This is a genomic window from Pseudomonas sp. LABIM340, from assembly GCF_040017195.2.
Classification (GTDB): Bacteria; Pseudomonadota; Gammaproteobacteria; order Pseudomonadales; family Pseudomonadaceae; genus Pseudomonas.
In genome coordinates this window covers 2828760-2854180 of record NZ_CM200227.1, presented here as the reverse complement: position 1 = coordinate 2854180, position 25421 = coordinate 2828760, and the positions used below count along the sequence as shown (strand labels likewise).

21 protein-coding genes are annotated in these 25421 nt (G+C 67.5%); 9 read left to right on the top strand and 12 right to left on the bottom strand.

Annotated features, from left to right (window positions below):
- Window positions 1-2: 2 nt before the first annotated feature.
- From ABKS89_RS13310 to lysA, 4 genes are all read left to right on the top strand, one after another.
- Complete coding sequence (locus tag ABKS89_RS13310) at window positions 3-1412, top strand: Y-family DNA polymerase (RefSeq protein ID WP_348589091.1); 1410 nt, start codon at window positions 3-5, stop codon at window positions 1410-1412.
- Window positions 1409-4501 (top strand): error-prone DNA polymerase, encoded by a 3093-nt coding sequence (locus tag ABKS89_RS13305; protein WP_348589092.1) that lies wholly within the window; start codon window positions 1409-1411, stop codon window positions 4499-4501. Before ABKS89_RS13310 ends, ABKS89_RS13305 begins: the two co-directional genes overlap by 4 nt.
- A gap of 287 nt (window positions 4502-4788) precedes the next feature.
- Entirely contained in the window at window positions 4789-5724 is a 936-nt protein-coding gene (locus ABKS89_RS13300) for a LysR family transcriptional regulator (RefSeq protein ID WP_348589093.1), read from the top strand.
- Window positions 5725-5803: 79 nt separating this feature from the next.
- Entirely contained in the window at window positions 5804-7048 is a 1245-nt protein-coding gene (gene lysA, locus ABKS89_RS13295; protein WP_348589094.1) for a diaminopimelate decarboxylase, read from the top strand.
- A gap of 139 nt (window positions 7049-7187) precedes the next feature.
- On the opposite strand, the gene ABKS89_RS13290 is transcribed toward lysA, so the two are convergent.
- The gene (locus tag ABKS89_RS13290) at window positions 7188-7616 is read right to left on the bottom strand and encodes an Lrp/AsnC family transcriptional regulator (protein WP_088417584.1); all 429 of its coding nucleotides are present in this window, start codon (window positions 7614-7616) and stop codon (window positions 7188-7190) included.
- 224 nt (window positions 7617-7840) lie between these two features.
- On the opposite strand from ABKS89_RS13290, the gene ABKS89_RS13285 reads away from it, so the two are divergent.
- A complete protein-coding gene (locus ABKS89_RS13285; RefSeq protein WP_348589095.1) occupies window positions 7841-9523 on the top strand; it encodes a flavin monoamine oxidase family protein in 1683 nt (560 codons plus the stop codon).
- A 101-nt stretch (window positions 9524-9624) separates the two neighbouring features.
- Window positions 9625-10413: a carbon-nitrogen hydrolase family protein gene (locus tag ABKS89_RS13280; RefSeq protein WP_348589096.1), complete on the top strand. Its 789-nt coding sequence runs from the start codon at window positions 9625-9627 to the stop codon at window positions 10411-10413.
- Window positions 10414-10781: 368 nt separating this feature from the next.
- On the opposite strand, the gene ABKS89_RS13275 is transcribed toward ABKS89_RS13280, so the two are convergent.
- From ABKS89_RS13275 to ABKS89_RS13230, 10 genes are all read right to left on the bottom strand, one after another.
- Window positions 10782-11153 (bottom strand): cytochrome c3 family protein, encoded by a 372-nt coding sequence (locus ABKS89_RS13275; protein WP_348589097.1) that lies wholly within the window; start codon window positions 11151-11153, stop codon window positions 10782-10784.
- Window positions 11150-11854, bottom strand: coding sequence for a ferric reductase-like transmembrane domain-containing protein (locus ABKS89_RS13270; protein WP_348589098.1), 705 nt, complete (start codon window positions 11852-11854; stop codon window positions 11150-11152). Before ABKS89_RS13270 ends, ABKS89_RS13275 begins: the two co-directional genes overlap by 4 nt.
- A gap of 261 nt (window positions 11855-12115) precedes the next feature.
- Window positions 12116-13066, bottom strand: coding sequence for a PDR/VanB family oxidoreductase (locus ABKS89_RS13265; RefSeq protein WP_138216519.1), 951 nt, complete (start codon window positions 13064-13066; stop codon window positions 12116-12118).
- Window positions 13067-13318: 252 nt separating this feature from the next.
- Window positions 13319-14059 carry an SDR family NAD(P)-dependent oxidoreductase gene (locus ABKS89_RS13260; protein WP_348589099.1) on the bottom strand — a complete coding sequence of 247 codons (741 nt, stop codon included), beginning with the start codon at window positions 14057-14059 and terminating at the stop codon, window positions 13319-13321.
- A gap of 10 nt (window positions 14060-14069) precedes the next feature.
- The gene (locus tag ABKS89_RS13255; RefSeq protein WP_081516812.1) at window positions 14070-14567 is read right to left on the bottom strand and encodes an aromatic-ring-hydroxylating dioxygenase subunit beta; all 498 of its coding nucleotides are present in this window, start codon (window positions 14565-14567) and stop codon (window positions 14070-14072) included.
- Window positions 14564-15847: an aromatic ring-hydroxylating oxygenase subunit alpha gene (locus tag ABKS89_RS13250; protein ID WP_138216521.1), complete on the bottom strand. Its 1284-nt coding sequence runs from the start codon at window positions 15845-15847 to the stop codon at window positions 14564-14566. Before ABKS89_RS13250 ends, ABKS89_RS13255 begins: the two co-directional genes overlap by 4 nt.
- Window positions 15848-15857: 10 nt before the next feature.
- The gene (locus ABKS89_RS13245; protein WP_348589100.1) at window positions 15858-17009 is read right to left on the bottom strand and encodes an amidase; all 1152 of its coding nucleotides are present in this window, start codon (window positions 17007-17009) and stop codon (window positions 15858-15860) included.
- Window positions 17006-17506 carry a nuclear transport factor 2 family protein gene (locus ABKS89_RS13240; RefSeq protein WP_518301019.1) on the bottom strand — a complete coding sequence of 167 codons (501 nt, stop codon included), beginning with the start codon at window positions 17504-17506 and terminating at the stop codon, window positions 17006-17008. Before ABKS89_RS13240 ends, ABKS89_RS13245 begins: the two co-directional genes overlap by 4 nt.
- A gap of 3 nt (window positions 17507-17509) precedes the next feature.
- Window positions 17510-17881, bottom strand: coding sequence for a hypothetical protein (locus tag ABKS89_RS13235; protein ID WP_045207771.1), 372 nt, complete (start codon window positions 17879-17881; stop codon window positions 17510-17512).
- Window positions 17882-17903: 22 nt separating this feature from the next.
- Window positions 17904-19055 carry an acyl-CoA dehydrogenase family protein gene (locus ABKS89_RS13230; RefSeq protein ID WP_348589101.1) on the bottom strand — a complete coding sequence of 384 codons (1152 nt, stop codon included), beginning with the start codon at window positions 19053-19055 and terminating at the stop codon, window positions 17904-17906.
- 226 nt (window positions 19056-19281) lie between these two features.
- Here ABKS89_RS13230 and ABKS89_RS13225 point away from each other — a divergent pair, with 226 nt between their 5' ends.
- Entirely contained in the window at window positions 19282-20757 is a 1476-nt protein-coding gene (locus tag ABKS89_RS13225; protein WP_348589102.1) for a PAS domain-containing sensor histidine kinase, read from the top strand.
- A gap of 617 nt (window positions 20758-21374) precedes the next feature.
- Here the strand turns inward: ABKS89_RS13225 and fusA are convergent.
- The gene (gene fusA / locus ABKS89_RS13220; protein ID WP_138216526.1) at window positions 21375-23483 is read right to left on the bottom strand and encodes an elongation factor G; all 2109 of its coding nucleotides are present in this window, start codon (window positions 23481-23483) and stop codon (window positions 21375-21377) included.
- 258 nt (window positions 23484-23741) lie between these two features.
- Between fusA and ABKS89_RS13215 the strand changes: the two genes are divergently transcribed.
- Together ABKS89_RS13215 and ABKS89_RS13210 are read left to right on the top strand one after the other, a co-directional pair.
- Window positions 23742-24245 carry a sigma-70 family RNA polymerase sigma factor gene (locus tag ABKS89_RS13215; RefSeq protein ID WP_138216527.1) on the top strand — a complete coding sequence of 168 codons (504 nt, stop codon included), beginning with the start codon at window positions 23742-23744 and terminating at the stop codon, window positions 24243-24245.
- A complete protein-coding gene (locus ABKS89_RS13210; RefSeq protein WP_348589103.1) occupies window positions 24245-25180 on the top strand; it encodes a FecR domain-containing protein in 936 nt (311 codons plus the stop codon). The genes ABKS89_RS13215 and ABKS89_RS13210 overlap by 1 nt, the downstream gene beginning before the upstream one ends.
- Window positions 25181-25421: the final 241 nt, after the last annotated feature.

The following is a 25421-nucleotide window of genomic DNA, read 5'->3' as shown; positions in this document are numbered from 1 at the left end:
CCATGCTCTGGGCCTGCATTCTCCTGCCACAGCTGGCAATGGACGGCGTGCTGCGCGGCCGTCCCGAGCCGGACGCCGCCCTGGCGCTGCTCGCCGGGCCGACCCAGCGCCGCGTGCTGCAGGCGGTGAACCCGGCCGCGCGGGCGCTGGGGCTCAAGCCCGGCCAGTCGCTCACTGCTGCCCAGGCACTGAGCCGTGATTTCGCCACCGCCGAGTACGACCTGCGCGAAGTGCAGCGCTGGCAGAACCTGCTGGCAGCCTGGGCCTACGGCTTCAGCTCGCAGGTCAGCCAGCATTACCCGCGCGCTCTGCTGCTGGAAGTAGAGTCCAGCCTGCAACTGTTCGGCCCCTGGCCGCGCTTCGAGGCACGTCTGCGCGAGGAGTTGAACGGGCTGGGCTTCCGCCACCGCATCACCGCCGCGCCCAATCCGGCCGCCGCGCGCATCCTCGCCAACGGCCACGACGGCCTGGCGATCCAAGACAACCAGCAACTGCGCCAGTACCTGGGCAGGATGCCGCTGGAGCGCCTGGGCCTGGAGCGCGACGCCGCCACCTCGCTGGGCCGCATGGGCCTGCGCAGCCTGCAGCAACTGCTCGCCCTGCCGCGCGAGAGCCTGGCCCGGCGCTTCCCGCCGCAGGTGCTGCGGCAGGTCGACACCCTGCTCGGCCAGCGCCCGCTGGCCCTGGAGTTTTACCGGCCGCCGGACCGCTTCGAATCGCGCATCGAACTGAACTTCGACGTGGAATCCACCCAGGCGCTGCTGTTCCCGCTGCGCCGGCTGACCGCCGACCTCGCCGCCTTCCTCGCCGGGCGCGACAGCGGCGTGCAGCGTTTCGTCCTCCATCTGGAGCACCACGAAGGCAGCGACACGCAGATGCCGGTCGGCCTGCTCAGCGCCGAGCGCGAGGCGGCGATGCTCTTCGAGCTGACCCGTGGCCGCCTGGAGCAACTGCAACTGCGCGCCCCGGTGCACAGCGTGCGGCTGCTGGCTGAGGACCTGCCGGCCTTCGTGCCGCAGCACCGCGAGCTGTTCGACGACCGCCCGCAGCAGTCGCTGCCCTGGGAGCAGCTGCGCGAGCGCCTGCGCGCACGGCTGGGCGACGATGCCGTGCACAGTCTCGGGGGCCGCGCCGACCATCGCCCGGAGCGCGCCTGGCAAGACAGCTCCACGCCGTTGCAGATCGTCACCGATGCCCCTCGCCCCGGCTGGCTACTGGCCGAACCCCAGCCACTGCGCGAATTCGCCCCAGCCCTGCTGGCCGGCCCCGAGCGCATCGAATCCGGCTGGTGGGACGGCGAGGACATCCGCCGCGACTACTACCAGGTGCGCACCCGCAGCGGCCAGCGCGCCTGGGTGTTCCGTCCGGTGGGCGACGACGGCCCGCTGCTGCTGCACGGCTGGTTCGCATGAGCACGCCGACCGAAGGCATCGGCTACGCCGAGCTGCACTGCCTGTCCAACTTCAGTTTCCAGCGCGGCGCCTCCAGCGCCGCCGAGCTCTTCGAGCGGGCCAAGAAGCTCGGCTACCGGGCGCTGGCGATCACCGACGAATGCAGCCTGGCCGGTATCGTCCGCGCCTGGCAGGCGGCGAAGGAGAAGGAGATCGCGCTGATCACCGGCAGTGAGCTGAGCATCGAGCAAGGCCCGAAGCTGGTGCTGCTGGCCGAGAACCTGGCCGGCTACGAAAACCTCTGCCGCCTGCTCACTCACGCCCGCCGCCGCGCCGAGAAAGGCAGTTACCGCCTGGTACGTGCGGACTTCGACGGTAACCTCGATCACCTGCTGGCGATCTGGCTGCCACGGGACGAGCAGGACGACGACGGCCTCTGGCTGCGTGAGCACTTCCCCGAGCGCCTGTGGCTGGGCGTCGAACTGCACAAGGGCCCGGACGACACCGGCAAGCTGCGCCGCCTGCAGGAACAGGCGGCGCGCCTGGCCATCCCCGCCGTGGCCTGCGGTGACGTGCACATGCACGCCCGTGGCCGCCGCGCCCTGCAGGACTGCATGACCGCCATCCGCCAGCACCTCCCGGTGCACGAGGCCGGCCAGCATCTCTATCCCAATGGCGAACGCCATCTGCGGTCGAGGGAGGCGCTGGCGTCGATCTACCCGGCCGAGCTGCTGGCGGAGACGCTGAAGATCGCCGGGCGCTGCACCTTCGATATGAGCGATCTGAAGTACCAGTACCCGCGCGAGCTGGTGCCCGAAGGGCATACGCCCAGCACCTGGCTGCGCGAGAAGACCGAGGAAGGGATTCTGCGGCGCTGGAAGGACGGGGCCGACGCCAAGGTCCGCCAGCGCGTCGAGGACGAACTCGCACTGATCGCCGAGCTGGAATACGACAGCTACTTCCTCACGGTCCACGACATAGTCGCCTTCGCCCGCCGCCAGAGCATCCTCTGCCAGGGCCGCGGCTCGGCGGCCAACTCGGTGGTCTGCTTCGCCCTGGGCATCACCGAACTGGACCCAACCCGCGAGCACGTCCATCTGCTCTTCGAACGCTTCATCTCCCGCGAGCGCAACGAGCCGCCGGACATCGACGTCGACTTCGAGCATGACCGTCGCGAGGAAGTCATCCAGTACGTGTTCCGGCGCTACGGCCGCAGCCGCGCCGCGCTCACCGCCGTGGCCAGTACCTACCGGGGCGCCGGCGCGGTGCGCGACGTGGCCAAGGCGCTGGGCCTGCCGCCGGACCAGGTCGGCGCGCTGGCCGACTGCTGCGGGGCCTGGAGCCGCGAGGCACCGCCGCCCGAGCGCCTGCTGGGGGCCGGCTTCGACCCGGAAAGCCCGATCCTGCGCCGCGTGCTGGCCCTGACAGGGCAACTGGTCGGCTTCCCCCGGCACCTGTCGCAGCACCCCGGCGGCTTCGTCATCTCCCAGCAGCCGCTGGAAACCCTGGTGCCGGTGGAGAACGCGGCGATGCCCGAGCGCACCCTGATCCAGTGGGACAAGGACGATCTCGACGCCGTCGGCCTGCTCAAGGTCGACGTGCTCGCCCTCGGCATGCTCAGCGCCCTGCGCCGCTGCTTCAACCTGATCGCCGACTATCGCGGCCAGCAGTGGACCCTTGCCACGCTCCCGCAGGAGTGCGCCAAGACCTACGAAATGATCAGCCGCGCCGACACCGTGGGCGTGTTCCAGATCGAGTCCCGTGCGCAGATGGCCATGCTGCCGCGACTCAAGCCCAGGACCTTCTACGACCTGGTGATCGAGGTCGCCATCGTCCGCCCCGGACCGATCCAGGGCGACATGGTCCACCCGTACCTGCGGCGGCGGAACAAGGAAGAGCCGGTCGACTACCCCTCCGAGGAACTCAAGCCGGTCTTCGAGCGCACCCTCGGCGTGCCGCTGTTCCAGGAACAGGTGATGCAACTGGCGATCATCGCCGCCGAATACACGCCCGGCGAGGCCGACCACCTGCGCCGCTCCATGGCCGCCTGGAAACGCCACGGCGGACTGGAACCGCACCGCCAGCGGCTGTTCGAGCGCATGACCGCCAAGGGCTACGAGCAGGAATACATCGCGCGCATCTTCGAGCAGATCAAGGGCTTCGGCAGCTACGGCTTCCCCGAGTCCCACGCTGCCAGCTTCGCCCTGCTCACCTACGCCAGCTGCTGGCTGAAATGCCACGAGCCGGCGGCCTTCACCTGCGCGCTGATCAACAGCTGGCCCATGGGTTTCTATAGCCCCGACCAGCTGCTGCAGGACGCCCGCCGCCACGGCCTGGAGATTCGCCCGGTGGATGTACGCCACAGCCACTGGGACTGCACCCTGGAGCCCATCGCCGAGCGCCAGCCGGCAATCCGCCTCGGCCTGCGCATGGTGCGCGGGCTGCGCGAGGAAGTCGCCAACGCCATCGCGCAGGCACGCGAGCAACGCCCCTTCGCCGATGTCGCCGACCTCTGCCTGCGTGCCCATCTCGACGGCCGCGCCCGCGAACAGCTGGCCGACGCGGGCGCCCTGCGCGGCCTCGCCGGCCACCGGCACAAGGCGCGCTGGGCGATCGCCGGGGTCGAGCCACAGCTACCGCTGTTCGCCGGCCAGGCCACCGAGGAAGCGCCGGTCAGCCTGCCGCTGCCCAGCCGCGGCGAAGACCTGCTTACCGACTACGCAACCCTCGGCACCACCCTCGGCCCGCACCCCATGACCCTGCTGCGCGGTGCCCTCAAGGCCCGCCGCTGCCGCAGCTCAAGGGAACTGGCCAGCCTGGAAGCCGACCGCCCGGTGCGCGTCGCCGGCCTGGTGGTCGGCCGCCAACGCCCCGGCACCGCCAGCGGCGTCACTTTCGTCACCCTGGAAGACGAGTTCGGCATGGTCAACGTGATCGTCTGGCGCGACCTCGCCGAACAGCAGCGCCGCCCCTTCCTCAGCGCCCGCCTGATGCAGGTGGACGGCACCCTGGAAGCCAAGGACGGCGTGCTCCATGTGATCGCCGGGCGGCTGACGGACCTGAGTGAACTACTGGAAGGACTGGATGTGCGGAGTCGGGATTTCCATTGAGCAGCACAGGAATGCAGTCTCGTAGGAGAGCGCTCAGCAACGTAGGGCGCATAACCCGGAACGGGTTATCCGCCAGTGCCGGCGAACAATGCCTTACATGACTCCATCCTGATGCTTATGTGCTGGGCCTGTCGCAGGCATGGCCAGCTCCTACAGGTCGAGTCCGCGCAGGAGCGGGCCATGCCCGCGATAAGCGGACAAAGTCTGCACCGGCAGCCACGCCAGCCCCACTGGCACCCCACCCCGAACAACGCCACAATGACCCGCACTCCAGCATCGGACCCAGCATGATCACCCTCCGCCACATCGAAGTCTTCCGCGCGGTCATGACCACCGGCAGCGTCACCCGCGCGGCGGCGTTCCTGCACACCAGCCAGCCCACCGTCAGCCGCGAGCTGGCGAGGCTGGAGCAGCTGGTGGGCTTCGAGCTGTTCCTGCGCGAGCGTGGGCGGCTGGCGCCGACGGCGCGGGCGTTGATGCTGTTCGAGGAGGTGGAGCGCTCCTTCACCGGGCTGGACCGCATCGTCGCCTTCGCCGGTAGCCTGGGGCAGTTCGCCGAGGGCAAGTTCTCCATCGGCTGCCTGCCGGCGCTGTCCCAGGCGCTGCTGCCGGAAGCCTGCAAGCGCTTCAGCCGGGAAAACCCGGCCATCAGCCTGGAGGTGGCGGCGCTGGAATCACCGCATCTGGAAGAGGCGCTCAGCGCCCAGCACCACGACATCGGCCTGATCGAGAACGACGACGCCCCGCGCGGCACCGAGCTGCAGCCGCTGCTGGCGGTGGACGAGGTGTGCATCCTTCCGGACGGCCATCCGCTGCTGGCCCGCGAGCACCTGGCGGCGGCGGACTTCGCCGGCCTGCCCTTCGTCAGCCTGGCCACCAGCGACCGCTACCGGCACCTGATCGACGCCGTGTTCCTCGACGCCGGCGTGCAGCGGCAGATGCAGGTGGAAACCCACAGCGCCGTCTCGGTGTGCAGCATGGTCCGCGCCGGACTGGGCCTGGCCGTGGTCAACCCGATCACTGCGCTGATGTTCCAGGGCCAGGGCATCCAGCTACGCCCGCTGGCCTTCTCGCTGCCGTTCCAGGTCAGCGTGGCGAAACCGCTGTACCGCCCCGCTACGCCGCTGCGCGAGCGCTTCGTGGCAGCACTTCAGGCAGAGGCTGGCGTGCTGGTACAGCGCCTGCGCGAAGCCGGCGTGGGCTGCACCCTATATCAAAATTGAATTGACCAGATAACAAGCGGCATTATTCAGCCATGCAAAGGGCCGGTAGACTAGCGCCATCTACCTTCGGAGCCCATTCATGACTTTCCTCGCCCTGCCCCGCGCCGAACAGCTCGCCCTGCAATTCGGCACCCCGCTGTGGATCTACGACGCAGCCACCATCCGCGGCCAGATCGAGCGCCTGAAAAGCTTCGACATCATCCGCTTCGCCCAGAAGGCCTGCTCCAACCTGCACATCCTGCGCCTGATGCGCGAACAGGGCGTGAAGGTCGATGCGGTATCCCAGGGCGAACTGCTGCGCGCCCTGGCCGCCGGCTACTCGTGCCGCGAGGATGAATCCGAGATCGTCTTCACCGCCGACCTGCTGGACCGCACCACCCTGGAAACCGTGGTCGAGCACGGCATCCCGGTGAACGCCGGCTCCATCGACATGCTCCGCCAGCTGGGCGAAGTCGCCCCCGGCCATCCGGTGTGGCTGCGCATCAACCCCGGTTTCGGCCACGGCCACAGCAACAAGACCAACACTGGCGGCGAACACTCCAAGCACGGTATCTGGCACAGCGACCTGCGCGCCGCCCTGGACGTCATCCGCGAGCGCGGCCTGCGCCTGGTCGGCCTGCACATGCACATCGGTTCGGGCGTCGACTACGGCCACCTGGCCGAGGTCGGCGAAGCCATGCTCGGCCTGGTGCAGCAGGTGAAGGACGCCGGTCACGACCTGTCCGGCATCTCCGCCGGCGGCGGCCTGTCCATCCCCTACCGCGCCGGTGACCCTGAAGTGGACACCGCGCACTACTTCCAGCTGTGGGACAAGGCGCGCAAGGCCGCCGAAGCCGTGGTCGGCCACCAGCTGCACCTGGAAATCGAACCGGGCCGCTACCTGGTCGCCCAGTCCGGCTGCCTGCTCAGCGAAGTGCGCGCCACCAAGGACGCCGGCCGCAACCACTTCGTCCTGGTGGACGCCGGCTTCAACGAACTGATGCGCCCGTCCATGTACGGCAGCTACCACGGCATCCGCGTACTGGCCGGCGACGTCGCCAGCCGCGAGGTGATCGACACCGTGGTGGCTGGCCCGCTGTGCGAGTCCGGTGACGTGTTCACCCAGGGCGACGGCGGCGTGGTCATCCCCCGCGCCCTGCCGCGCGCCCAGGTTGGCGACCTGCTGCTGATCGAGGACACCGGCGCCTATGGCGCGTCCATGTCGTCGAACTACAACAGCCGCCCGCTGATCGCCGAGGTGCTGCTCGAAGGCGCCGAAGCGAAGCTGATCCGCCGCCGCCAGCGCGTGGAAGAGCTGCTGGCCCTGGAAGAAGACCTGGGCTGATCCCCGCCGTCACGAACCACCGGCCCTGCCGGCGGGTCGCGGGCGTGGCCCGCTCCTACAGTCAGCGCTCACCCTGTAGGAGCGGGCCATGCACGCGAAAGGCGGGCAAAGCCCGCCCTCTACCGGAAGCGTCCGCCGCTCACCGATCGATGCGCGTCGACAGGATGATCGACGACATCGTCCGCTCCACCCCGTCCAGTGCGCCGATGCGGTCCAGCACCGCGTCCAGGTCGCGGATCGACAGCGCCTCAACTATCACGATCATGTCGAAGTTGCCGCTCACCGAATGCAGCGTCTTCACCTCGGCAATCTTCTCCAGCGCCTGCACCACCTGGTGCGACAGCTTGGGCAGCGCCGTCACCAGCACGTGGGCGCGCACCAGCGACTGCGCGTAGCTGTCCGAGACCTTGATCGAATAGCCGCTGATGATGCCCTGCTGCTCCAGCCTTTCGATGCGGCTCTGCACCGTGGAGCGCGACACCCCGAGCTTGCGCGCCAGCTCGGAGATCGACTCGCGGGCATTGGCGCGCAGCAGGTTCAGCAAGGCCGCGTCGGCGTTTTTCGTCATATTGCTCATAGTATTGGTCAATCTGTCTGAAAGCTCTCGCCAATCTTGCAGATTGTCAGGTTCATTTCAACGACAGCCTTTGCAATAGTGGACGCCACGGCAAGCTCTCAGAGCTCGCCATTTCTTTGCCCGCGCGCCATCCATCGACTGGTCCCTGCGGGCCGCGAAAAGCCTTGCCAAGCTGGTGCTACAAGCCGGCACGTCGAATAAAAAGGAAGCCTCCAATGCTCAAGAACCGCCACCCCCACACCCCCGGCAAGAAACCGGTGACCATCTTCGGCCCGGACTTCCCCTTCGCCTTCGACGACTGGATCGAGCACCCCGCCGGCCTGGGCAGCATCCCCGCCGAGAAGCACGGCCAGGAAGTGGCCATCGTCGGCGCGGGCATCTCCGGCCTGGTGGCGGCCTATGAGCTGATGAAGATGGGCCTCAAACCGGTGGTCTACGAGGCCTCGAAGATGGGCGGCCGGCTGCGTTCGGAGACCTTCGAAGGCGCCGACGGCATCATCGCCGAGCTGGGCGGCATGCGCTTCCCGGTCTCCAGCACCGCCTTCTACCACTACGTCGACAAGCTCGGCCTGGAAACCAGGCCCTTCCCCAACCCGCTGACCCCGGCCTCGGGCAGCACCGTGGTCGACCTGGAAGGCACCAGCCACTACGCCGAGAAGATGGCCGACCTGCCGGAAATCTTCCGCGAAGTCGCCCAGGCCTGGGCCGAGGCGCTGGAAGACGGCGCGCGCTTCTCCGAGGTGCAGGACGCACTGCGCGAGCGCGATACGGTCAAGCTCAAGGCGCTGTGGGACGAGCTGGTGCCCAAGTGGGACGACCGCACCTTCTACGACTTCGTCGCCACCTCCAAGGCCTTCTCGCGCCTGTCCTACCGCCACCGCGAAATCTTCGGCCAGGTCGGTTTCGGCACCGGCGGCTGGGACTCGGACTTCCCCAACTCCATGCTGGAAATCTTCCGCGTGGTGATGACCAACTGCGACGATCACCAGCATCTGGTCGTCGGTGGCGTCGAGCAGGTACCGCGCGGCATCTGGAGCCATGTGCCGGAGCAATGCGCGCACTGGCCTGCCGGTACTTCCCTGGCCAACCTGCACAACGGCGCGCCGCGTCCGGGCGTGAAGAGGATCGCCCGTGCCGCCGACGGCACCTTCGCCGTCACCGACTACTGGGGTGACACCCGCCACTACGCGGCCGTCCTGGCGACCTGCCAGACCTGGCTGTTGACCACCCAGATCGAGTGCGAGGAAGCGCTGTTCTCGCAGAAGATGTGGATGGCCCTGGACCGCACCCGCTACATGCAGTCCTCGAAGACCTTCGTGATGGTCGACCGGCCGTTCTGGAAGGACAAGGACCCGCAGACCGGCCGCGACGTGATGAGCATGACCCTCACCGACCGCCTCACCCGCGGCACCTACCTGTTCGACAACGGCGACGACAAACCGGGGGTGATCTGCCTGTCCTACTCCTGGATGAGCGACGCCATGAAGATGCTCCCGCACCCGGTGGAGAAGCGCGTGCAGCTGGCCCTGGACGCGCTGAAGAAGGTCTACCCGAAGGTCGACATCGCCGGGCACATCATCGGCAACCCGATCACTGTGTCCTGGGAGGCCGACCCGCACTTCCTCGGCGCCTTCAAGGGCGCGCTGCCGGGCCACTACCGCTACAACCAGCGCATGTATGCGCACTTCATGCAGGACGACATGCCCGCCGAGCAGCGCGGCATCTTCATCGCCGGCGACGACGTGTCCTGGACCCCGGCCTGGGTGGAAGGCGCGGTGCAGACCTCGCTGAACGCCGTGTGGGGCATCATGAAGCACTTCGGCGGCGCGACCCATCCGGAAAACCCCGGCCCCGGCGACCGCTTCGCCGAACTGGGTCCGATGGAACTGCCGGACTGATCCGCGCCACTCCCTGCCTTGACTGAACAGCGGCTCGCGCGGGGCCGGGATCGGGTGCAAACTGCCTGATCCCGGCCTTGCGCGTTTCGAAGGAAAACACCATGTACCTCGCCCTCTACCAGTGCCCACCCGGCCCCGACGACGTCGCCGGCAACCTGCGCCGCCTGGAGCAGGCCGCGCAACAGGCGGTGCAGAACGGTGCGGACCTGCTGGTGCTGCCGGAGATGTACCTGTCCGGCTACAACATCGGCGCCCAGCGCGTCGCCGAACTGGCGGAAAGCTGCGACGGCCCGTCCGCCCTGCGCATCGCCGAGATTGCCCGCGAGCATAAGCTCGGCATCCTCTACGGCTACCCCGAGCGTGACGCCGGCGGCACCGTCTTCAACAGCGTGCAGCTGATCGACTGCCAGGGCGAACGCCGCGCCAACTACCGCAAGACCCACCTCTACGGCGACCTCGACCGCAGCCAGTTCAGCGCCTCCGACGAGCCGCCGGCGATCTTCGAGCTGGACGGCTGGAAAGTCGGCCTGCTGATCTGCTTCGACGTGGAGTTCCCCGAAGCCGTGCGCACGCTCGCCCTGGCTGGCGCGGACGTCGTGCTGGTGCCCACCGCCAACATGCACCCCTACGAATTCGTCGCCCAGGTGCTGGTGCCGACCCGCGCCTACGAGAACCAGGTGTTCCTTGCCTACGCCAACTATGTCGGCAGCGAGGGGGAGATCGAGTACTGCGGCCTGAGCAGCATCGTCGCCCCGGATGGCCAGGTACTGACCAAGGCCAAGCAAGGCGAGGAATTGCTGGTGGCCGAGCTGGACCCGCAGCGCATAGCCCTGGCCCGCGAGGGGTACAGCTATGTGCACCTGCGGCGACCGGTGCTTTATCGCAGCTGAAAAAAGCCCGGCATCATGCCGGGCCTTTACATTTACGCCAGGGCTCTTGTGTTGGATGGACCGGGGCGCCTGGCCCATGCCAGCGGCCAACTTCGGCGCGAGAACCATCCCCTCACCCCAGCCCTCTCCCCCAGGAGAGGGAGCCGTCCGTGCAGGTTGATGCCGTGGTTCCCACTCACGCCGACCGGGCCCCTCTCCCTCCGGGAGAGGGGCTTTTGCAGAGGCGGACCTTGTCCGCTGTTCGCGGGCATGGCCCGCTCCTACAAGCGTGTGCTTTCCGTCGTGCTGCGAAGGCAACCAAGTAGGGCGCATAACCCGGAACGGGTTATCCGCCGCAATGGTGGATAACGCCTCAGGCGTCATGCGCCCTACGGGTACAACTGCCCAGTTGTATCGCGGTGGCAAGCCTGGCAGCTGCGCACCGGCCCACTGGCGTGGAACGCCTGCAGACGCTGCAGGTGGCAGCTCTGGCAGAGCTGGTGGAAATCCGCCTCGATGCGCACGGCCAGCGCCGGGCTCTGCTTGTGGCAGAGGATGCAGCTGCGGTTGCCGGAGACCGAGGGCGACTGGTCCTGGTAGTCGTGGTGGCAGGTGATGCAGTTCACCGAGGCGTGCGGTTCATGGGGAAACGCCAGCGGCATCAGCGGACGGTTGCGTTGCCAGTGCTCGTGGGCGTACCACGCCCCTGCCGACAGCATGATGGCTGCGGTAACCGAAACACCGATCCAGACACGCCTCACAGCGGCAGCTCCAGATTCGCCAGCAGACTGTAGAGCGCCGACAAGCCGATGATCGCGCCGCTGGCTGCCAGCGCGAACCAGGTGGCGCGTTGCGCCGTGTTGCGCTTGCGACCGTTGATGCCGTTGGCCGGCTTGGGCAGGCGCGGCCAGACCGCCACCGCCAGCATCAGCGCCATGAGCATGACGCCCTTCCAGACTCCGCCGCTGTAATAACCCGCGCCGAGCACATGGACGGCCATCAGCGACAGGGCGAGCAGACTGCCGCCGTAATGCCAGCCGCGGAACGAAGCAGCGCTGCTGCTCCAGCGCGGGCGGACGCGGCTCAGGCTGGAAACCGCCAGCACCAGCATCAGGATCGCCGACGCGAGCCCGGCCAGCATGTAGCCGGGGCCAGATGGCAGCAGGTCCTCGATCAGCAGAGGCTCATCGACCAGCAGCACGACGATGTGCAGTAGCAGCAACGCGACGGCAGCAAAGCCCAGGTCACGGTGCAGGCGCAGGAAGAACTTGCCCTCATAGCGAGGGCGCGGTTGCGGGCGACCACCGATGACGAACAGCAGCCCCAGCAGGCAGGCGCCGAGCAGCCCGGCGGCGTTGGCGAAATCCCAGGCATAGCCGAGCCCCGGCATGGCGCCGAGGCCGAGCAGGACGGCGACCGGCAACAGGCAACCGAGCGCCAGGCGCGCGATCAGCGCAGGCATGGGGGACTCCGAACACGGGTCTATTGCCGAAGGCTAGCAAGCGCCGACGGCGCGCGAGTGTCGCTGCCTGCCAGACGGATTGCCAGCTGTGCCACAGCCTGTCGGAGCGGGCCATGCCCGCGATCGCGCCCATGGGGCGCTCCTACAGGGTGCTCCGCCGCAAGGCCGTAGGATGGCGTGGAGCGAAGCGATACCCATCAATCCGCTCACCAGCAGCATGGGTATCGCTGCGCTCCACCCATCCTACAAGAGCGAGCCGGACTACAGGTCGAGCACCAAGCGAGCCGATTTGGCGCGAGATACACAAGCACAGATCTGCTTGTTCGCGGCCTTTTCCTTGTTCGACAGGCAGTTGTCGCGGTGCTCCGGCTCGCCTTCCAGCACTTCGACGATGCAGGTGCCGCAGATACCTTCGCGGCACTCGGTGTCGATGTCGCAGCCGTGGGCCTGGAGCACGTCCACCAGCGTCGAGTCCACCGGTACGTGGAGCACCACGCCGGAGCTGGCCAGCTCCACTTCGAAGGAACCGGTCGGCGCCGCGTTGGCAGCCGGGTCGGCCTGGAAGTGTTCCAGGTGAATGGCGTCCTCCGGACGGCTGCGCGCGGCGATTTCCACCACCTTGTTCATGAATGGCGCCGGGCCGCAGGTGTAGACATGGGCCTGCTGCGGCGCGCGCTCCAGGCACTCACCCAGCACGCGGTCGAGGTCGGCGGGTTCGACGCCGTAGTGCAGCTCCACCTTGCCGGCGAAGGCCTCGCCGGCCAGCAGTTCGACGAAGGCCGCGTGCTCGGCGGAGCGGGCGAAGTAATGCAGGCGATAGGACTCGCCCCTGGCGTTCAGGCGGTAGGCCATGCTCAGCAGCGGCGTGACGCCGATGCCGGCGGCGAACAGCACGTGCTCGCGGGCTTCCGGCGCCAGGCGGAACAGGTTGCGCGGCGCGCCGATGTCCAGCTCCATGCCTTCGCGCACTTCGTGCAGCGCGCTGGAGCCGCCACGGGAGGCGCCTTCCTTCTTGATCGCTACCAGATAGGCCGCGCGGTCGTCCGGCGGGCTGCACAGCGAATACTGGCGCGTCACCCCGGTGGGGCCGGTGACGTCGACGTGGGCGCCCGGCTCGTAGGCGTCGAACGGCTGGCCATCACAACGTACGAGGCGCAAGGAACGGATGTCCTGCGCTTCCTCGACGATCCTTTCGATTCTGACCTTCATCATGGCGTTACCTGCAAGGCGTTGAGTGCGGGCTCTGTGGCCCCTTTCCGGCCTCTTTTTCACGAGCGGACGGGTTGTCGATTCGATATCGGAGCGAGAGCATTTCCCTCTCCCCAGCCCTCTCCCTGAAGGGAGAGGGAGTTGTCCGTGCCGGCTGATGCTGAGGTGTCATCCCGCGCCGTACGGTCCCCTCTCCCTTCAGGGAGAGGGTTAGAGAGAGGGGCTCTTGGGCAACCCGCCTCCCGTGCCAAAGCCTCAACGCATGAACAACCCACCATTGATATCCCAGCAGGCGCCCGTCACCGATCCGGCGTTCTCCGCGCAGAGCAGCAGCACGCTGTCGGCGATGAAGGTCGGGTCGCCCAGGCGGCCGGCGGGGATGGTCTTGAGGATCTGTTCCAGGCGCTCGGGCGCGACGCTCTCGTAGACCACCGGCAAGTCCAGCGGCCCCGGCGAGATGGCGTTGACGGTCACGCCCTGCCCCGAGAGTTCGCGGGCGAACACCTTGGTCAGGGTCGCCACGCCGCCCTTGGCTGCCGCGTAGTGGCCGCCGGTGGCGGTGCCGCCGTTCTGCCCGGCCAGCGAGGCGATGTTGACGATGCGGCCGAAACCGCGCGCCGCGAAGTGCGTGCCGAATACCTGGCAGGCGACGAAGGTGCCACGCAGGTTCACCGCCATGGAGGCGTCGAAGTCCTCCGGGCTGATGTCCATGAGCGCGGCCACCTTCGACATTCCGGCGTTGTTCACCAGGATGTCGGTGCCGCCCCAGCGCTCGGCGAGCAGGTCACGGGCGCGCTCGAAGTCGGCCTTCTCCCTCGCGTCCAGCTTCAACCCGACAGCCGTGCGGCCCTCGGGGTCAAGCTCGTCGGCCAGGCGCTGTACCGCCTCTTCGTTCAGGTCGGCCAGCGCCACGCGCAGGCCGGCGGCGTGCAGGCGGCGCGCGATGACTTCACCCAGCCCGCGTGCGGCGCCGGTTACCAGGGCTACTCGTTGCATGGTGCGGCCCTCAGAGCAGGAAGCCGAGCGCGTTGAGCGCGTCTTCGGCGTTGATCAGGCGGATCACCTTGCGCTCCAGTCGCGGCTGGCCGTCGACGAAGCGGATGCGGTGGTTCAGGTCGGCAATGAACGGAGTCGCCACGCCGCGCTTGTAGGCGTAGAGCACCTGCGCCGAGTTCACCTCGACCAGGTCACCCGCCGCTTCCACCAGGGAAAAGCGCGAGATGGTGCGCACGGTCTTCGCCGCGTCCACCGCCGACGGCGAATGGCCGCCGGTGAGGCGTTCGATACGCAGGGCACGCATGCGCGCGTCATCGAAGACATAGTTCAGGCGCGAGGCGAAGTCATCGTCTTCGCCGTCGATCGGCACCACGTAGACGCCGTCCTCGCTCCACAGCTGCGACCACTGTGCGTAGTCCTTGCGGTCCAGCAATTCGGCTTCGCGCCAGACGAATTCGATGGCCTTGGCCAGCGGGCCGGAGAAGCCGTTCAGGGTGTCGTTGCTCATTGGCTCATCATCCTTTTCCACATCTGGTACGCCTCGCGCATGCCGCCTTCGTCGGTGGCGTGGGAGACCTTGTCGCCGTTCTCGGCGACCACTTCGCGGTTCAGGCCGCGGTTGACCAGGATCGGTGCGTCGACGCCGGCGTAGGAGCCACGCTGCACGCGGTCCCAGGCCTCGGCGTCATCCGGGCTGCCGAAGCCGAACGGGCCCTGGAAGTGCTCGTGGATGCGCATACGCTCGCGGTTGGCGATTTCCGGGCCGCCGTCCATGCCCAGCGCGACATGGCGAATTTCGGTCTCGGTGACGGAGATCGGCCGCAGCACGCGGAAGAACGACATGGACATGGCCACGTTGGGGAACAGGTTGAGGTTGAAGCCGGCGCCGTGCAGCGAACGGACGATGCGGCGCACCTGTTCCGGCGGCATGGTTTTCGACAGCTCCTCGGTGACGTGGGCGAAGCGCTCCTGGAGCTGCTCGGTGCCGTCGTCGTGGTCGAGGTCGACGTGCTCGGGAACCATCACCATCACGCTGTGGCCGTTGCCCAGGGCGTGGGTGACCGCCTGCTCGTCGCTCATGAACGAGAGCATCTCTTCGGTCTCTTCATCCACCGAGGACATGAACGACTTGTGCACGATGGGGAAGTGGTAGCCGTCGGTGGTGTTTTCCAGCTGGATCTTCCAGTTGCCGCGGAAGGTGAACTTGTGTTCGCCCTGGGTCTTGATCGGGTAGCCGGCGCCCTGCTTCATGAACAGGTCCATCCAGTGTTTCGCCCCGCCGAGGAAGTCTTCCAGCGGCTCGATCTCGTCGTTGTAGGTGGCGAACACCATGCCGGCGTAGCTCTCGACCCGCAGGCTGGTCAGCGGCAGCTCGGACTTGTCGAGGATGTCCTCGTAGCCGTCCGGGTACGGCAGCGCACGCAGCTTGCCGTCCAGCGCGTAGGACCAGCTGTGGTACGGGCAGGTGAAGCCGGTGGCGTTGCCCTTGTGCTTCTCGCACACGGTGGCGCCACGGTGGCGGCAGCGGTTTTCCAGGACGTTGATATTGCCCTTCTTGTCGCGCACCACGATCACCGGGCGGCGACCGACGCTGGTGGTCTTGAAGTCGCCGGCGTTGCGCACTTCGCTTTCGTGGGCGACCCACACCCAGGTGCGGTAGAAGATCTTGTCCATCTCCGCTTCGAACAGCTGCGGGTCGTTGTACAGCGAAACATCGACGCGGTCGTCGCCGACCAGCTCTTCGACGCTGCGCGACCGGGCGATCAGCCGGTATTCGTGAGCGCTCATGCCCATCTCCTCATGCCGATTTCTTATGTTTTTGCGCAGGCCGCGTGGCAGCCAGGCTGTGTTCGAGTTGCGCGCCGAAGGCACACACACGTTCGTCGTCGCCCTTGCGGCCGACGATCTGCAGGCCGACTTTCAGCCCGCCGCAATCCAGGTCCACCGGCACGGTCAGCGCCGGGTGTCCGCTCAGGTTGAAAGGCCGTACCAGGGGCGTCATGCCGGCCACGGACTTGCCGTTGCGCGCATCGCTGAGCAGCGGTGGCAGGTCGGGCATGGTCGGCAACAGCAGGACTTCGAAGTCCTCCAGCGCGGCGTCGATGGCGCGGGTGAAACCGTCGCGCACATTCTCCGCTTCGGCGCGCTCGGCGTCGGTGGTGCGGCTGGCCAGCAGCAGGCGCTGCTCGACGTCGGCGCCGATCAGGCCCTTGCCGGTCAGCGCCGCATAAGCGGCCCAGTTCTCGTGGTTGATCACCACCAGCCCGGCCTGGAAGGCCGCCTCGAACTCGCCGAGGAACAGGTGGCTGCGGCGCCAGCCGGCGCGGTCGGCGGCGGCGCCCAGGCAGGCCTGGATGTGCGGGGCCGATGGCACTTCGAGGAAGGCCACGCGGGCGCCCTCGCCCGGCATCCGTACCTCGCCGAAGCCGGGGCAGATGACCTGCATGGCGGCGATCAGGTCGGCCATCCTGGCGGCGAACGGACCGACGCAGTCCAGGCTGCTCTGCGCCGGATGCACGCCGTCGCGGCTGACCCGGCCGAAGGTCGGCTTCAGCCCGGCGATGCCGCAGCAGGCCGCCGGCACTCGGACCGAACCGCCGGTGTCGGTGCCCAGGGCGATATCCGCCAGCCCGGCCGCCACAGCGGACGCGGAGCCGCTGGACGAGCCACCCGGCACGCGATCCGGCGCCATCGGGTTGATCGGCGTGCCGGTCCAGTCGTTGATGCCGGTGACGCCGAAGGCCAGTTCGTGAAGGTTGGTCTTGCCGACGATCTGCCAGCCGGCGTTAAGCACGGCGTCGACCACGAAGGCGTTGCGCTCGGCCGGCGCGGCATCGGCCAGCGCACGGGTGCCGCAACGGGTCGGGTAACCGGCGATGTCGATGCTGTCCTTGACCGCGACGCGGATATCGCCGCTGCCCAGGAGGAATTCGCTGACGAAGGTGCTCATGCGTGGAGCTCCTCTGCGTTACCCAGCAGGCGCTGCGACAGGCGCTGGGTGCGGAAGTGGCTGATCTGCCAGCGCCCGTCGATCTCGCGGAAATCGATGTCCAGGCGCGTGCCGAACAGCTCGGTGTGGCCCTCGGCGTAGGTCGAAAGCTGCTGCATGATCCATTGCCCGCGCGCGGTGCGGCCGTCGACGCGGATCGACTCGCTGGTGAGGAAGTGCAGATTCAGCGTGAAGTGCGGCGACGGCGGCAGATAGCCGAAGACGAACGCTGCAATCGCCTCGCGGCCCTGGTGATGACCGAAGGTCTGCGCCGTGGAAGAGCCGATGCCCTCCCACACCGCGTCCTCGCTGAACAGCTCGGCCAGCTCGCTCATCGCCACCGGCGCGTGCGGCACGTCGCAGAGGTCCATGTAGCGGGCCATCAACCGGCGCACCTGGCTTTCCCCTTCGAGGGTTTCCAGGCGGCGGTTCAGCTCGGCCATGCTCAGGCTGTTCATGGCTCAGGTCCGCGCGGCTTCGGGAATGGTCAGCGGGCGGCCGATGCGCGCCTCGACCTTGGCGTACTTCCACAGGCTGTACTCGCCCACCGGGGTGGTGCGGAACAGGTTGCAGGCGTCGATCACGGTCTGGTGGCAGTCCACGTCGGCCATGATGTAGACGGTCCAGGGCGAGGTGGTGGACGGGCCGACCATCAGGCGGTCGTCATCCAGCACGCCGAGCACGTTCATGCCCGGCAGCGCACCGAGGTCGCCCATCATCTGCGAGAAGCCCTTCCACACGGTGATGCCTTCACCGGTGGGCAGGTCGAAGAACGGCTGGGCGATGCCGATGCAGAACAGTACGCGCAAGGGTTCGGTAGTGGGACGGGTCATGGCTCGGTCCTTAATTTTTGTGTCAGATGTATCCGGGGAACGGCGGCACATCGAGCAGCACCGCACCGGCGCCGTCGTACATGCCATCGCTCAAGAAGGCGTGCTGGGTGACCACCATGGCGTCGCGCAGGTAGCGCTGCAGCGGGTGGTGCATGTAGATCGCCGTGGTGCCGGCCAGGGTGTAGGCGCGGCGCACCACGTCGGCGCCGGCGCGGGACACGTGAACGGCGGACAGGCGCAGCTGGCTGACCTGCTCCGGGCTGACCGCGTCGCCGGCGAGGATGGATTCCCAGACGGCCTCGGTGGCGTCATAGAAGAAGCCGCGCGCGGCCTGCAGTTCGGCTTCGGCCTTGCCGATCTCGATGCGCACGTAGGCCCGATCACCCAGCTTGGGCGCACCGGTCACGCCGCTGGACGACGCCATGCGGGTGATCTCGTCCAGCGCCGCGCGGGCCAGGCCGAGGTTGACCACGGCGAGCACCTGGGCGGCGTAGGCAATGGTCGGGTAGCGATACAGCGGTTCGTCGATGTTGGATTCGCCGCCACGGATGAAGGTCCAGTCGTCCGCGACGAAGGCGTTGTCCAGTTTCAGGTCGTGGCTGCCGGTACCCTTGAGGCCGACCACGTTCCAGTTCTCGACGATTTCCACGTCCCTGGCACGCAGCAGCGCGGTGCGCGGCTTGCCGCCCGGCCCGCCGATACCGATGCCGACGCCGAGCACGTCGGCGCCCTTGCAGCCGCTGGCGAACTTCCAGGTGCCGCTGACGCGCCAGCCGCCTTCCACCTGAGTGGCCGGCTGGATCGGGAACAGGCCGCCGGCGAACACCAGGTCCGGGCCGTCGGCATAGAGTTCGGCGAGGGTGTGGCGCGGCAGCGCGGTGAGGTAGGTGCTGGCGCTGCCGAAGCTGGCAACCCAGCCGGCGGAGCCATCGGCTTCGGCGATGCGTTCGACCAGACGGAGGAACTGGGCCGGCGGCAGCGCGTCGCCACCGAAGCATTTGGGCGTGGCGGCACGGTAGATGCCCACGTCGCGGAAGCGTTCGATCATGTCGCGCGGGACAAAGGAGCGGGTGTCGAACTCCTCGCGGCGCTGGCGGACTTCATCCAGTACGCGCTGGAATTCGAGGGCACGGCCGTCCGCATCGAGCGGTTTGGCAGCAGCGGCACGCAGCATGGCGTCATCTCCGGTTGTTCTTGTAGGGCCAACCCGTTCGATGCGGGCCGGTCGTCGTTGGGGCCAGTGTATGAACCGCCCTGCCCGCCCAACTATTGGTGCGTGCAGCCCCATGCCTAAAGAAATCCCCTAGTCGGCGCCGGGTTACTCCGCAGTCCCTTCGCGCTACGCTGCGCGGTATAAAGACGCCACTGCCAATCCGTACCTGCCTCCGAGAGCACGCTCGATGTTCCAGCCCAAGCCCGACGACTTCCTCGCCCTGCTCCAGGCCATGCCGCTGTGCGTGATCCTGCATGACGCGCAGACCAAGGAAATCCTCTGGGCGAACAACGCAGCGCTGGCCGTGCTCGGCTTCACCCTCGAAGAACTGGTACCGCTGAAAGCCCCGGACATGACCGCCAAGGCCCCGCAGTACCGCCGCTCGGTCGGCCTGCGCTGGCTGGAAGGCGCCGCGCGCACCGGCCAGCGCACCATCGAGTGGTGCTACCGCTCCAAGCAGGGCGTGGAAATCCTCTCCGAAGCCGTCGCCACCCGCGTCCATCTGCAGGAGCGCGACGTGCTGATGGTGCAGTTCCGCGATATCTCGAAGGAGAAACAGGTCGAGCGCGACCTGCAGCGTTTCGAGAGTCGGCTGAAGGCCTTCATGCAAGACCTCGCCGAAGGCGTGGCAGTGCTGGATGCCGACGGCAAGCTGCGCTTTCTCAGCGAATCCGCCCTGCCCCTGCTGGGCGGCAGCCAGGACGACTGGATGGCGCACAACTTCCTCGGCCGCTGCGACACTGCCACGCGCCCGCGCCTGGAACACCACCTCGCCATGCAGCCGCCGAGCCGCGAGCCCTACTCGGTCAGCTACCAGCTGCAGCGCCTGGACGGCGAATGGCGCTGGCACCACGCGACCTGCCGCTACATCGAAATCGAGGACGACCTGGTCGGCCACCTGCTGCTGTTCCGCGACGTCACCGAGCAGGTGCGCGCAGCCCAGGCGCAACGCCAGAGCGACCAGAAGCTGGAATACCTGGCGCGCTACAACGCCATGGGCGAGATGGCCCTGGCGATCGCCCACGAGCTCAGCCAGCCGCTGGCAGCCACACGCAATTTCATCGAGGGCGCGCTGATCCGCCTGGACCGCGAACAGAAGACCGAAGCCTCCGCCGCCTGGGGCCTGGACAGCGCGGTGCGGCAGATCGAGCACGCTTCGCTGATCATCAAGAGCGTGCGCGAATACGTGGTGAAGCTGGAGCAGGCCGAGCAGCGCATCGACCTCAACGAACTGCTCGGCGAGACCCTCTACTTCATCAGTCTCAAGGCCCAGCCGAGCAACGTGCGCGTGGAGCTGGAGCGCTGCGAAGAACCGCTGTGGGTGAGCTGCGAGAAGGTGCTGGTCGGCCAGGTGATCCTCAACCTCGCCTTCAATGCCATCGAGGAGATGCTCAACCTCCCCGAGGACCGCCGCCTGCTGCGCATCCGCACTTCTTGTGACGGAAACACTGCGCGGTTGTCAGTCCTCGACCAGGGCCGAGGCATCGATACCGGGGCCAAGGAAAGGTTGTTCGATGGCTTCTTCACCTCGAAGGTGAGCGGCAACGGCATTGGTCTTGCGCTGTGCCAGAGCATCGTCTCGCGGCATCGCGGGGACATCTGGGCGGAGAATGTCGAGCCGTGCGGCGCGATGTTCTGTTTCGAGCTGCCGTTGGCGGAGTGATTGCCGCCACGGTGTATCCCTGTAGGAGCGGGCCATGCCCGCGATCGCGCCCATGGGGCGCTGCTGTGAGTTGATACCAACATCTCCGGCGGCGTAGCGCGCAGTTGAAACGCCGGCCCTGCCGACGGTTCGCGGGCATGGCCCGCTCCTACAGGGGGGGGCCAGAGAAACATCCGCACGCTCCGAATGCCCCGTTCAGGAGGCCTCGTTGAAGCGGAGTTTCAGGGGTTGAGCGACATGGATGTCGCGAGAGCCACGATGGGCCAGGGATGGCCCGTCGTGGCGTGCCCCTGAAACTTCGTTTCGACGAGGGAATTTTTCGCCTAGGCGAGAAACCGGATGTCCGGGGCAAGACCTTTGCCTACTTTGGGGCGCTTGCCAAAGTAGGTCGCCCGAGGGGGCGAAACAGGAAGTCCGCGCGCGCACCGAAGCGACGCTGGAACACCCAGGCCAACGCAGCAGGCCGGCAAAACCTGAGCCAAGGCATGCGCCGGCCCTGCCGACGGATCGCGGGCATGGCCCGCTCCTACAGGAAGTGCCGGGATCAGCCGGCACGCTGCGCAAGAACTGCAAAAAGAAACGGCGCCCTCAGGCGCCGTCGTCCGCTCGGGCAACCCTCACCCCTGGGACTTCTTGATGATCGCCTCGGCAATGTTCGCCGGCGCCTCGGCGTACTTGGTGAACTCCATCGAGTAGCTCGCCCGCCCCTGCGACATCGAACGCACGTCCGTGGCGTAGCCGAACATCTCGCCCAGCGGCACCTCGGCGCGGATGACCTTGCCCGCAGGCGTGTCTTCCATGCCCTGGATCAGCCCACGCCGGCGGTTCAGGTCGCCCATCACGTCGCCCATGTAATCCTCCGGCGTCACCACCTCGACCTTCATCACCGGCTCCAGCAGCACCGCGCCGCCCTTCTGCGAGAGCTGCTTGGTGGCCATCGACGCGGCGATCTTGAACGCCATCTCGCTGGAGTCGACGTCGTGGTACGAACCGTCGAACACCGAGGCCTTCAGGCCGATCAGCGGGTAGCCGGCGAGCACGCCGTTCTGCATCTGTTCCTCGATGCCCTTCTGGATCGCCGGGATGAATTCGCGCGGGATCACCCCGCCGACCACCTCGTTGACGAACTCCAGCCCATCCTTGCCCTCGTCGCCCGGCTCGAAGCGGATCCAGCAGTGGCCGAACTGGCCGCGACCACCGGACTGGCGGACGAACTTGCCTTCGATCTCGCACTTCCTGCGGATCGCCTCGCGGTAGGCCACCTGCGGCTTGCCGATGTTGGCCTCGACGTTGAACTCGCGGCGCATGCGGTCGACGATGATGTCCAGGTGCAACTCGCCCATGCCGGAAATGATGGTCTGCCCGGTTTCCTCGTCGGTCTTCACGCGGAACGACGGGTCTTCCTGGGCCAGCTTGGACAGGGCGATGCCCATCTTCTCCTGGTCGGCCTTGGTCTTGGGCTCCACGGCCACGGAGATCACCGGATCGGGGAAGTCCATGCGCTCGAGGATGATCGGCTTGTCGATGGAGCACAGGGTGTCGCCGGTGGTGACGTCCTTCATGCCGATCAGCGCAGCGATGTCGCCGGCGCGCACTTCCTTGATTTCCTCGCGCTGGTTGGCGTGCATCTGCACCATCCGGCCGACACGTTCCTTCTTGATCTTCACCGAGTTGAGTACGGCGTCGCCGCTGCTCAGTACGCCGGAATAGACACGGGCGAAGGTCAGGGTGCCGACGAAGGGGTCGGTGGCAATCTTGAAGGCGAGCGCGGAGAACGGTTCGCTGTCGTCGGCGTGGCGTTCCAGGTGCTTCTCTTCGTCGTCCGGGTCGGTGCCGTTGATCGCGGGGATTTCCGTGGGCGCCGGCAGGTAGTCGATCACCGCGTCGAGCACCAGCGGCACGCCCTTGTTCTTGAACGAGGAGCCCAGCACCGCCGGGACGATCTGGTTGGCCAGGGTGCGCTGGCGCAGGCCGGCCTTGATCTCCTCGATGGTCAGTTCCTGGCCTTCGAGGTACTTGTTCATCAGCTCGTCGTTGGCTTCGGCTGCGGCCTCGACCATGTGCGCGCGCCACTCGTCCGCCAGCGCCTGAAGTTCGGCCGGAATCGGTTCTTCGGTGTAGCTGGTGCCCTGGTCGGCGTCGTTCCAGACGATGGCCTTCATCTTCACCAGGTCGATCTGCCCGGCGAAGGTTTCCTCCGAGCCGATGGCCAGTTGGATCGGCACCGGGGTGTGCCCCAGACGCTGCTTGATCTGCGCCACCACGCGGAGGAAGTCGGCGCCCTGGCGATCCATCTTGTTGACGTAGGCCAGGCGCGGCACGTGGTACTTGTTGGCCTGGCGCCAGACCGTCTCGGACTGCGGCTCGACGCCATCGGCGCCGCTGAACACCACCACCGCGCCGTCGAGCACGCGCAGGGAGCGCTCCACCTCGATGGTGAAGTCCACGTGGCCGGGGGTGTCGATGATGTTGAATCGGTACTTGTTGGGGTACTGCTTGGAGGAGCCCTGCCAGAACGCCGTGGTCGCCGCCGAGGTGATGGTGATGCCGCGCTCCTGCTCCTGCACCATCCAGTCCATGGTCGCCGCGCCGTCGTGCACCTCGCCCATCTTGTGGTTCACACCGGTGTAGAAAAGGATGCGCTCGGTCGTCGTGGTCTTGCCGGCGTCGACGTGGGCGACGATGCCGATGTTGCGGTAAAGCTCGATGGGCGTGGTGCGAGCCATGGTGTGCTCCGTATCTGCTGGGTGACTGCCGGGCCTGCTGCTGCGGGTCCGTTGCCTGCGCGGGACGGCGAGAGGAAGTGCGGCGTCAGAAATTTCTGAGCGCAACAGGCTCAAGGTAGCGCGTCTTCGTGGCAATTCCAGTGTCGGAGGGTCGCGGGCAGTGTCGTCCGACCGGCTGCGCCGCCGTGCCATTGCGCTATGCGGCGGGAAAACCATAAAATGATAGGCATTCTCAAATGAAAATCTGACGCACGCACTGTGGCCCTCGTCGAAACCCCGTCCCCGCAGCATCTGCACACCCTCTACAACGAGCACAACGGCTGGCTCCAGCAGTGGCTGCGCGGCAGGCTGGGCAACGCCTGGGATGCCGCCGACCTCGCCCATGACACCTTCCTGCGCCTGCTGCGGCGGCCGCTGGAAGACCTCGGCGAACGCCCGCGCGCACTCCTCACCCACATCGCCAAGGGCCTGCTGGTAGACCGCTGGCGGCGCCAGGAGATCGAGCGCGCCTACCTGGAAAGCGTCGCCGCGCTGCCCGAAGAACTGGCGCCCGGTCCGGAAACCCGCGAACTGATCCTGGAAGCGCTGGAGCGCATCGACGCCGCCCTCAGCGAGCTGCCGGCACTGACCCGCGAGGCGTTCCTGCTGTCGCAGCTGGATGGCCTGACCTACCCGGTGATCGCCGAACGCCTGGGCATTTCCCTGGCCAGCGTGAAGCGCTACATGCGCGCCGGCTTCGTCGCCTGCCTGAGCGTCGCCTGATGCGCGAGCAACCGCTGGACCCCGGCATCCTCGGCGAAGCCGCCGACTGGCTGGTGCGCCTCAACGAACATCCCGCCAGCAGCGCCGACCTGCAGGCCATCGAGCAATGGCGCGCGCGCAGCGCCCAGCACGCCGAAGCCTGGCGCCGCGCCGAAGCCCTGCTGGGCCTGCGCCAACTGCCGCCGGGCCTCGGCCGGCACAGCCTGCAACGCAGTGGCCTGAGCCGCCGGCAGATGCTCAACCGCCTGGGCGTGCTGATGGCCGTGGCGCCGGCTGCCTGGCTGGCGGCACGGCAGCTGCCCTGGGCGGAATGGAACGCCGACCTGCGCACCGCCGTGGGCGAACGCAAGCACCTGCGCCTGCCCGACGGCAGCCAGCTCACCCTGAATACCGACAGCGCGGTGAACGTGGCCTTCAACGCCCGCGAACGGCGCCTGAAGCTGCTCGAAGGGGAAATCCTCGTCGACGCCCTGCCCGACCCGCGCCCCTTCCTCGTCGACAGCCGCCACGGTCTGCTGCGCACTGAGGCCGCACGCTTCAGCCTGCGCGACCTGGGCAATGCGTGCCGCGTCGCTGTGCTCGACAAAGAGGTGAATGTCGAACTGCCGGGCCATGCGAGCCAGACGGTCGGCGCCGGCCAGCAACTGGTGTTCGGCGCGCAGGGCTTCCAGCCGCTGCAGACAGCGGACGCCAACGCCAGCGCCTGGGAGAACGGCATGCTACTGGCCCAGGGCATGCGCCTGGACGATTTACTCGCCGAGCTGGGCCGCTACCGCAGCGGCTTCCTGCGCTGCGACCCACGCCTGGCGAACCTGCGCGTGACCGGCGCGATCCCGCTGGGCGACAGCGACGCCGGCCTGGCGCTGCTGGCGGACATGCTGCCGGTGAAACTGCGGCGGATGACGCGCTATTGGGTCACCGTGGAGCCAGCGTGAAAGGCCGTTTCCCCCGTAGGGCGCATAACCTGGGACAGGTTATCCGCCGGCATGCTCATGGCGGATAACGCTGGCGCGTTATCCGCCCTACGAACTGTGACTCCTGTGCCTGTGATTCCCCCTCACCCCAGCCCTCTCCCTCAGGGAGAGGGAGCAGATCGTACCGGCGGACGCCACGGTTTCCTCCTGCACCCAGACAGTCCCCTCTCCCTCCGGGAGAGGGTTCGGGTGAGGGCGGCCC

Excerpts from the sequence above, each read along its gene's own strand:
- ABKS89_RS13310 (WP_348589091.1), top strand. The coding sequence starts at position 3 with ATGCTCTGGGCCTGCATTCTCCTGCCACAGCTGGCAATGGACGGCGTG.
- ABKS89_RS13305 (WP_348589092.1), top strand. The coding sequence starts at position 1,409 with ATGAGCACGCCGACCGAAGGCATCGGCTACGCCGAGCTGCACTGCCTG.
- ABKS89_RS13300 (WP_348589093.1), top strand. The coding sequence starts at position 4,789 with ATGATCACCCTCCGCCACATCGAAGTCTTCCGCGCGGTCATGACCACC.
- lysA (WP_348589094.1), top strand. The coding sequence starts at position 5,804 with ATGACTTTCCTCGCCCTGCCCCGCGCCGAACAGCTCGCCCTGCAATTC.
- ABKS89_RS13290 (WP_088417584.1), bottom strand. The coding sequence starts at position 7,616 with ATGACGAAAAACGCCGACGCGGCCTTGCTGAACCTGCTGCGCGCCAAT.
- ABKS89_RS13285 (WP_348589095.1), top strand. The coding sequence starts at position 7,841 with ATGCTCAAGAACCGCCACCCCCACACCCCCGGCAAGAAACCGGTGACC.
- ABKS89_RS13280 (WP_348589096.1), top strand. The coding sequence starts at position 9,625 with ATGTACCTCGCCCTCTACCAGTGCCCACCCGGCCCCGACGACGTCGCC.
- ABKS89_RS13270 (WP_348589098.1), bottom strand. The coding sequence starts at position 11,854 with ATGCCTGCGCTGATCGCGCGCCTGGCGCTCGGTTGCCTGTTGCCGGTC.
- ABKS89_RS13265 (WP_138216519.1), bottom strand. The coding sequence starts at position 13,066 with ATGATGAAGGTCAGAATCGAAAGGATCGTCGAGGAAGCGCAGGACATC.
- ABKS89_RS13260 (WP_348589099.1), bottom strand. The coding sequence starts at position 14,059 with ATGCAACGAGTAGCCCTGGTAACCGGCGCCGCACGCGGGCTGGGTGAA.
- ABKS89_RS13255 (WP_081516812.1), bottom strand. The coding sequence starts at position 14,567 with ATGAGCAACGACACCCTGAACGGCTTCTCCGGCCCGCTGGCCAAGGCC.
- ABKS89_RS13250 (WP_138216521.1), bottom strand. The coding sequence starts at position 15,847 with ATGAGCGCTCACGAATACCGGCTGATCGCCCGGTCGCGCAGCGTCGAA.
- ABKS89_RS13245 (WP_348589100.1), bottom strand. The coding sequence starts at position 17,009 with ATGAGCACCTTCGTCAGCGAATTCCTCCTGGGCAGCGGCGATATCCGC.
- ABKS89_RS13240 (WP_518301019.1), bottom strand. The coding sequence starts at position 17,506 with ATGAACAGCCTGAGCATGGCCGAGCTGAACCGCCGCCTGGAAACCCTC.
- ABKS89_RS13235 (WP_045207771.1), bottom strand. The coding sequence starts at position 17,881 with ATGACCCGTCCCACTACCGAACCCTTGCGCGTACTGTTCTGCATCGGC.
- ABKS89_RS13230 (WP_348589101.1), bottom strand. The coding sequence starts at position 19,055 with ATGCTGCGTGCCGCTGCTGCCAAACCGCTCGATGCGGACGGCCGTGCC.
- ABKS89_RS13225 (WP_348589102.1), top strand. The coding sequence starts at position 19,282 with ATGTTCCAGCCCAAGCCCGACGACTTCCTCGCCCTGCTCCAGGCCATG.
- fusA (WP_138216526.1), bottom strand. The coding sequence starts at position 23,483 with ATGGCTCGCACCACGCCCATCGAGCTTTACCGCAACATCGGCATCGTC.
- ABKS89_RS13210 (WP_348589103.1), top strand. The coding sequence starts at position 24,245 with ATGCGCGAGCAACCGCTGGACCCCGGCATCCTCGGCGAAGCCGCCGAC.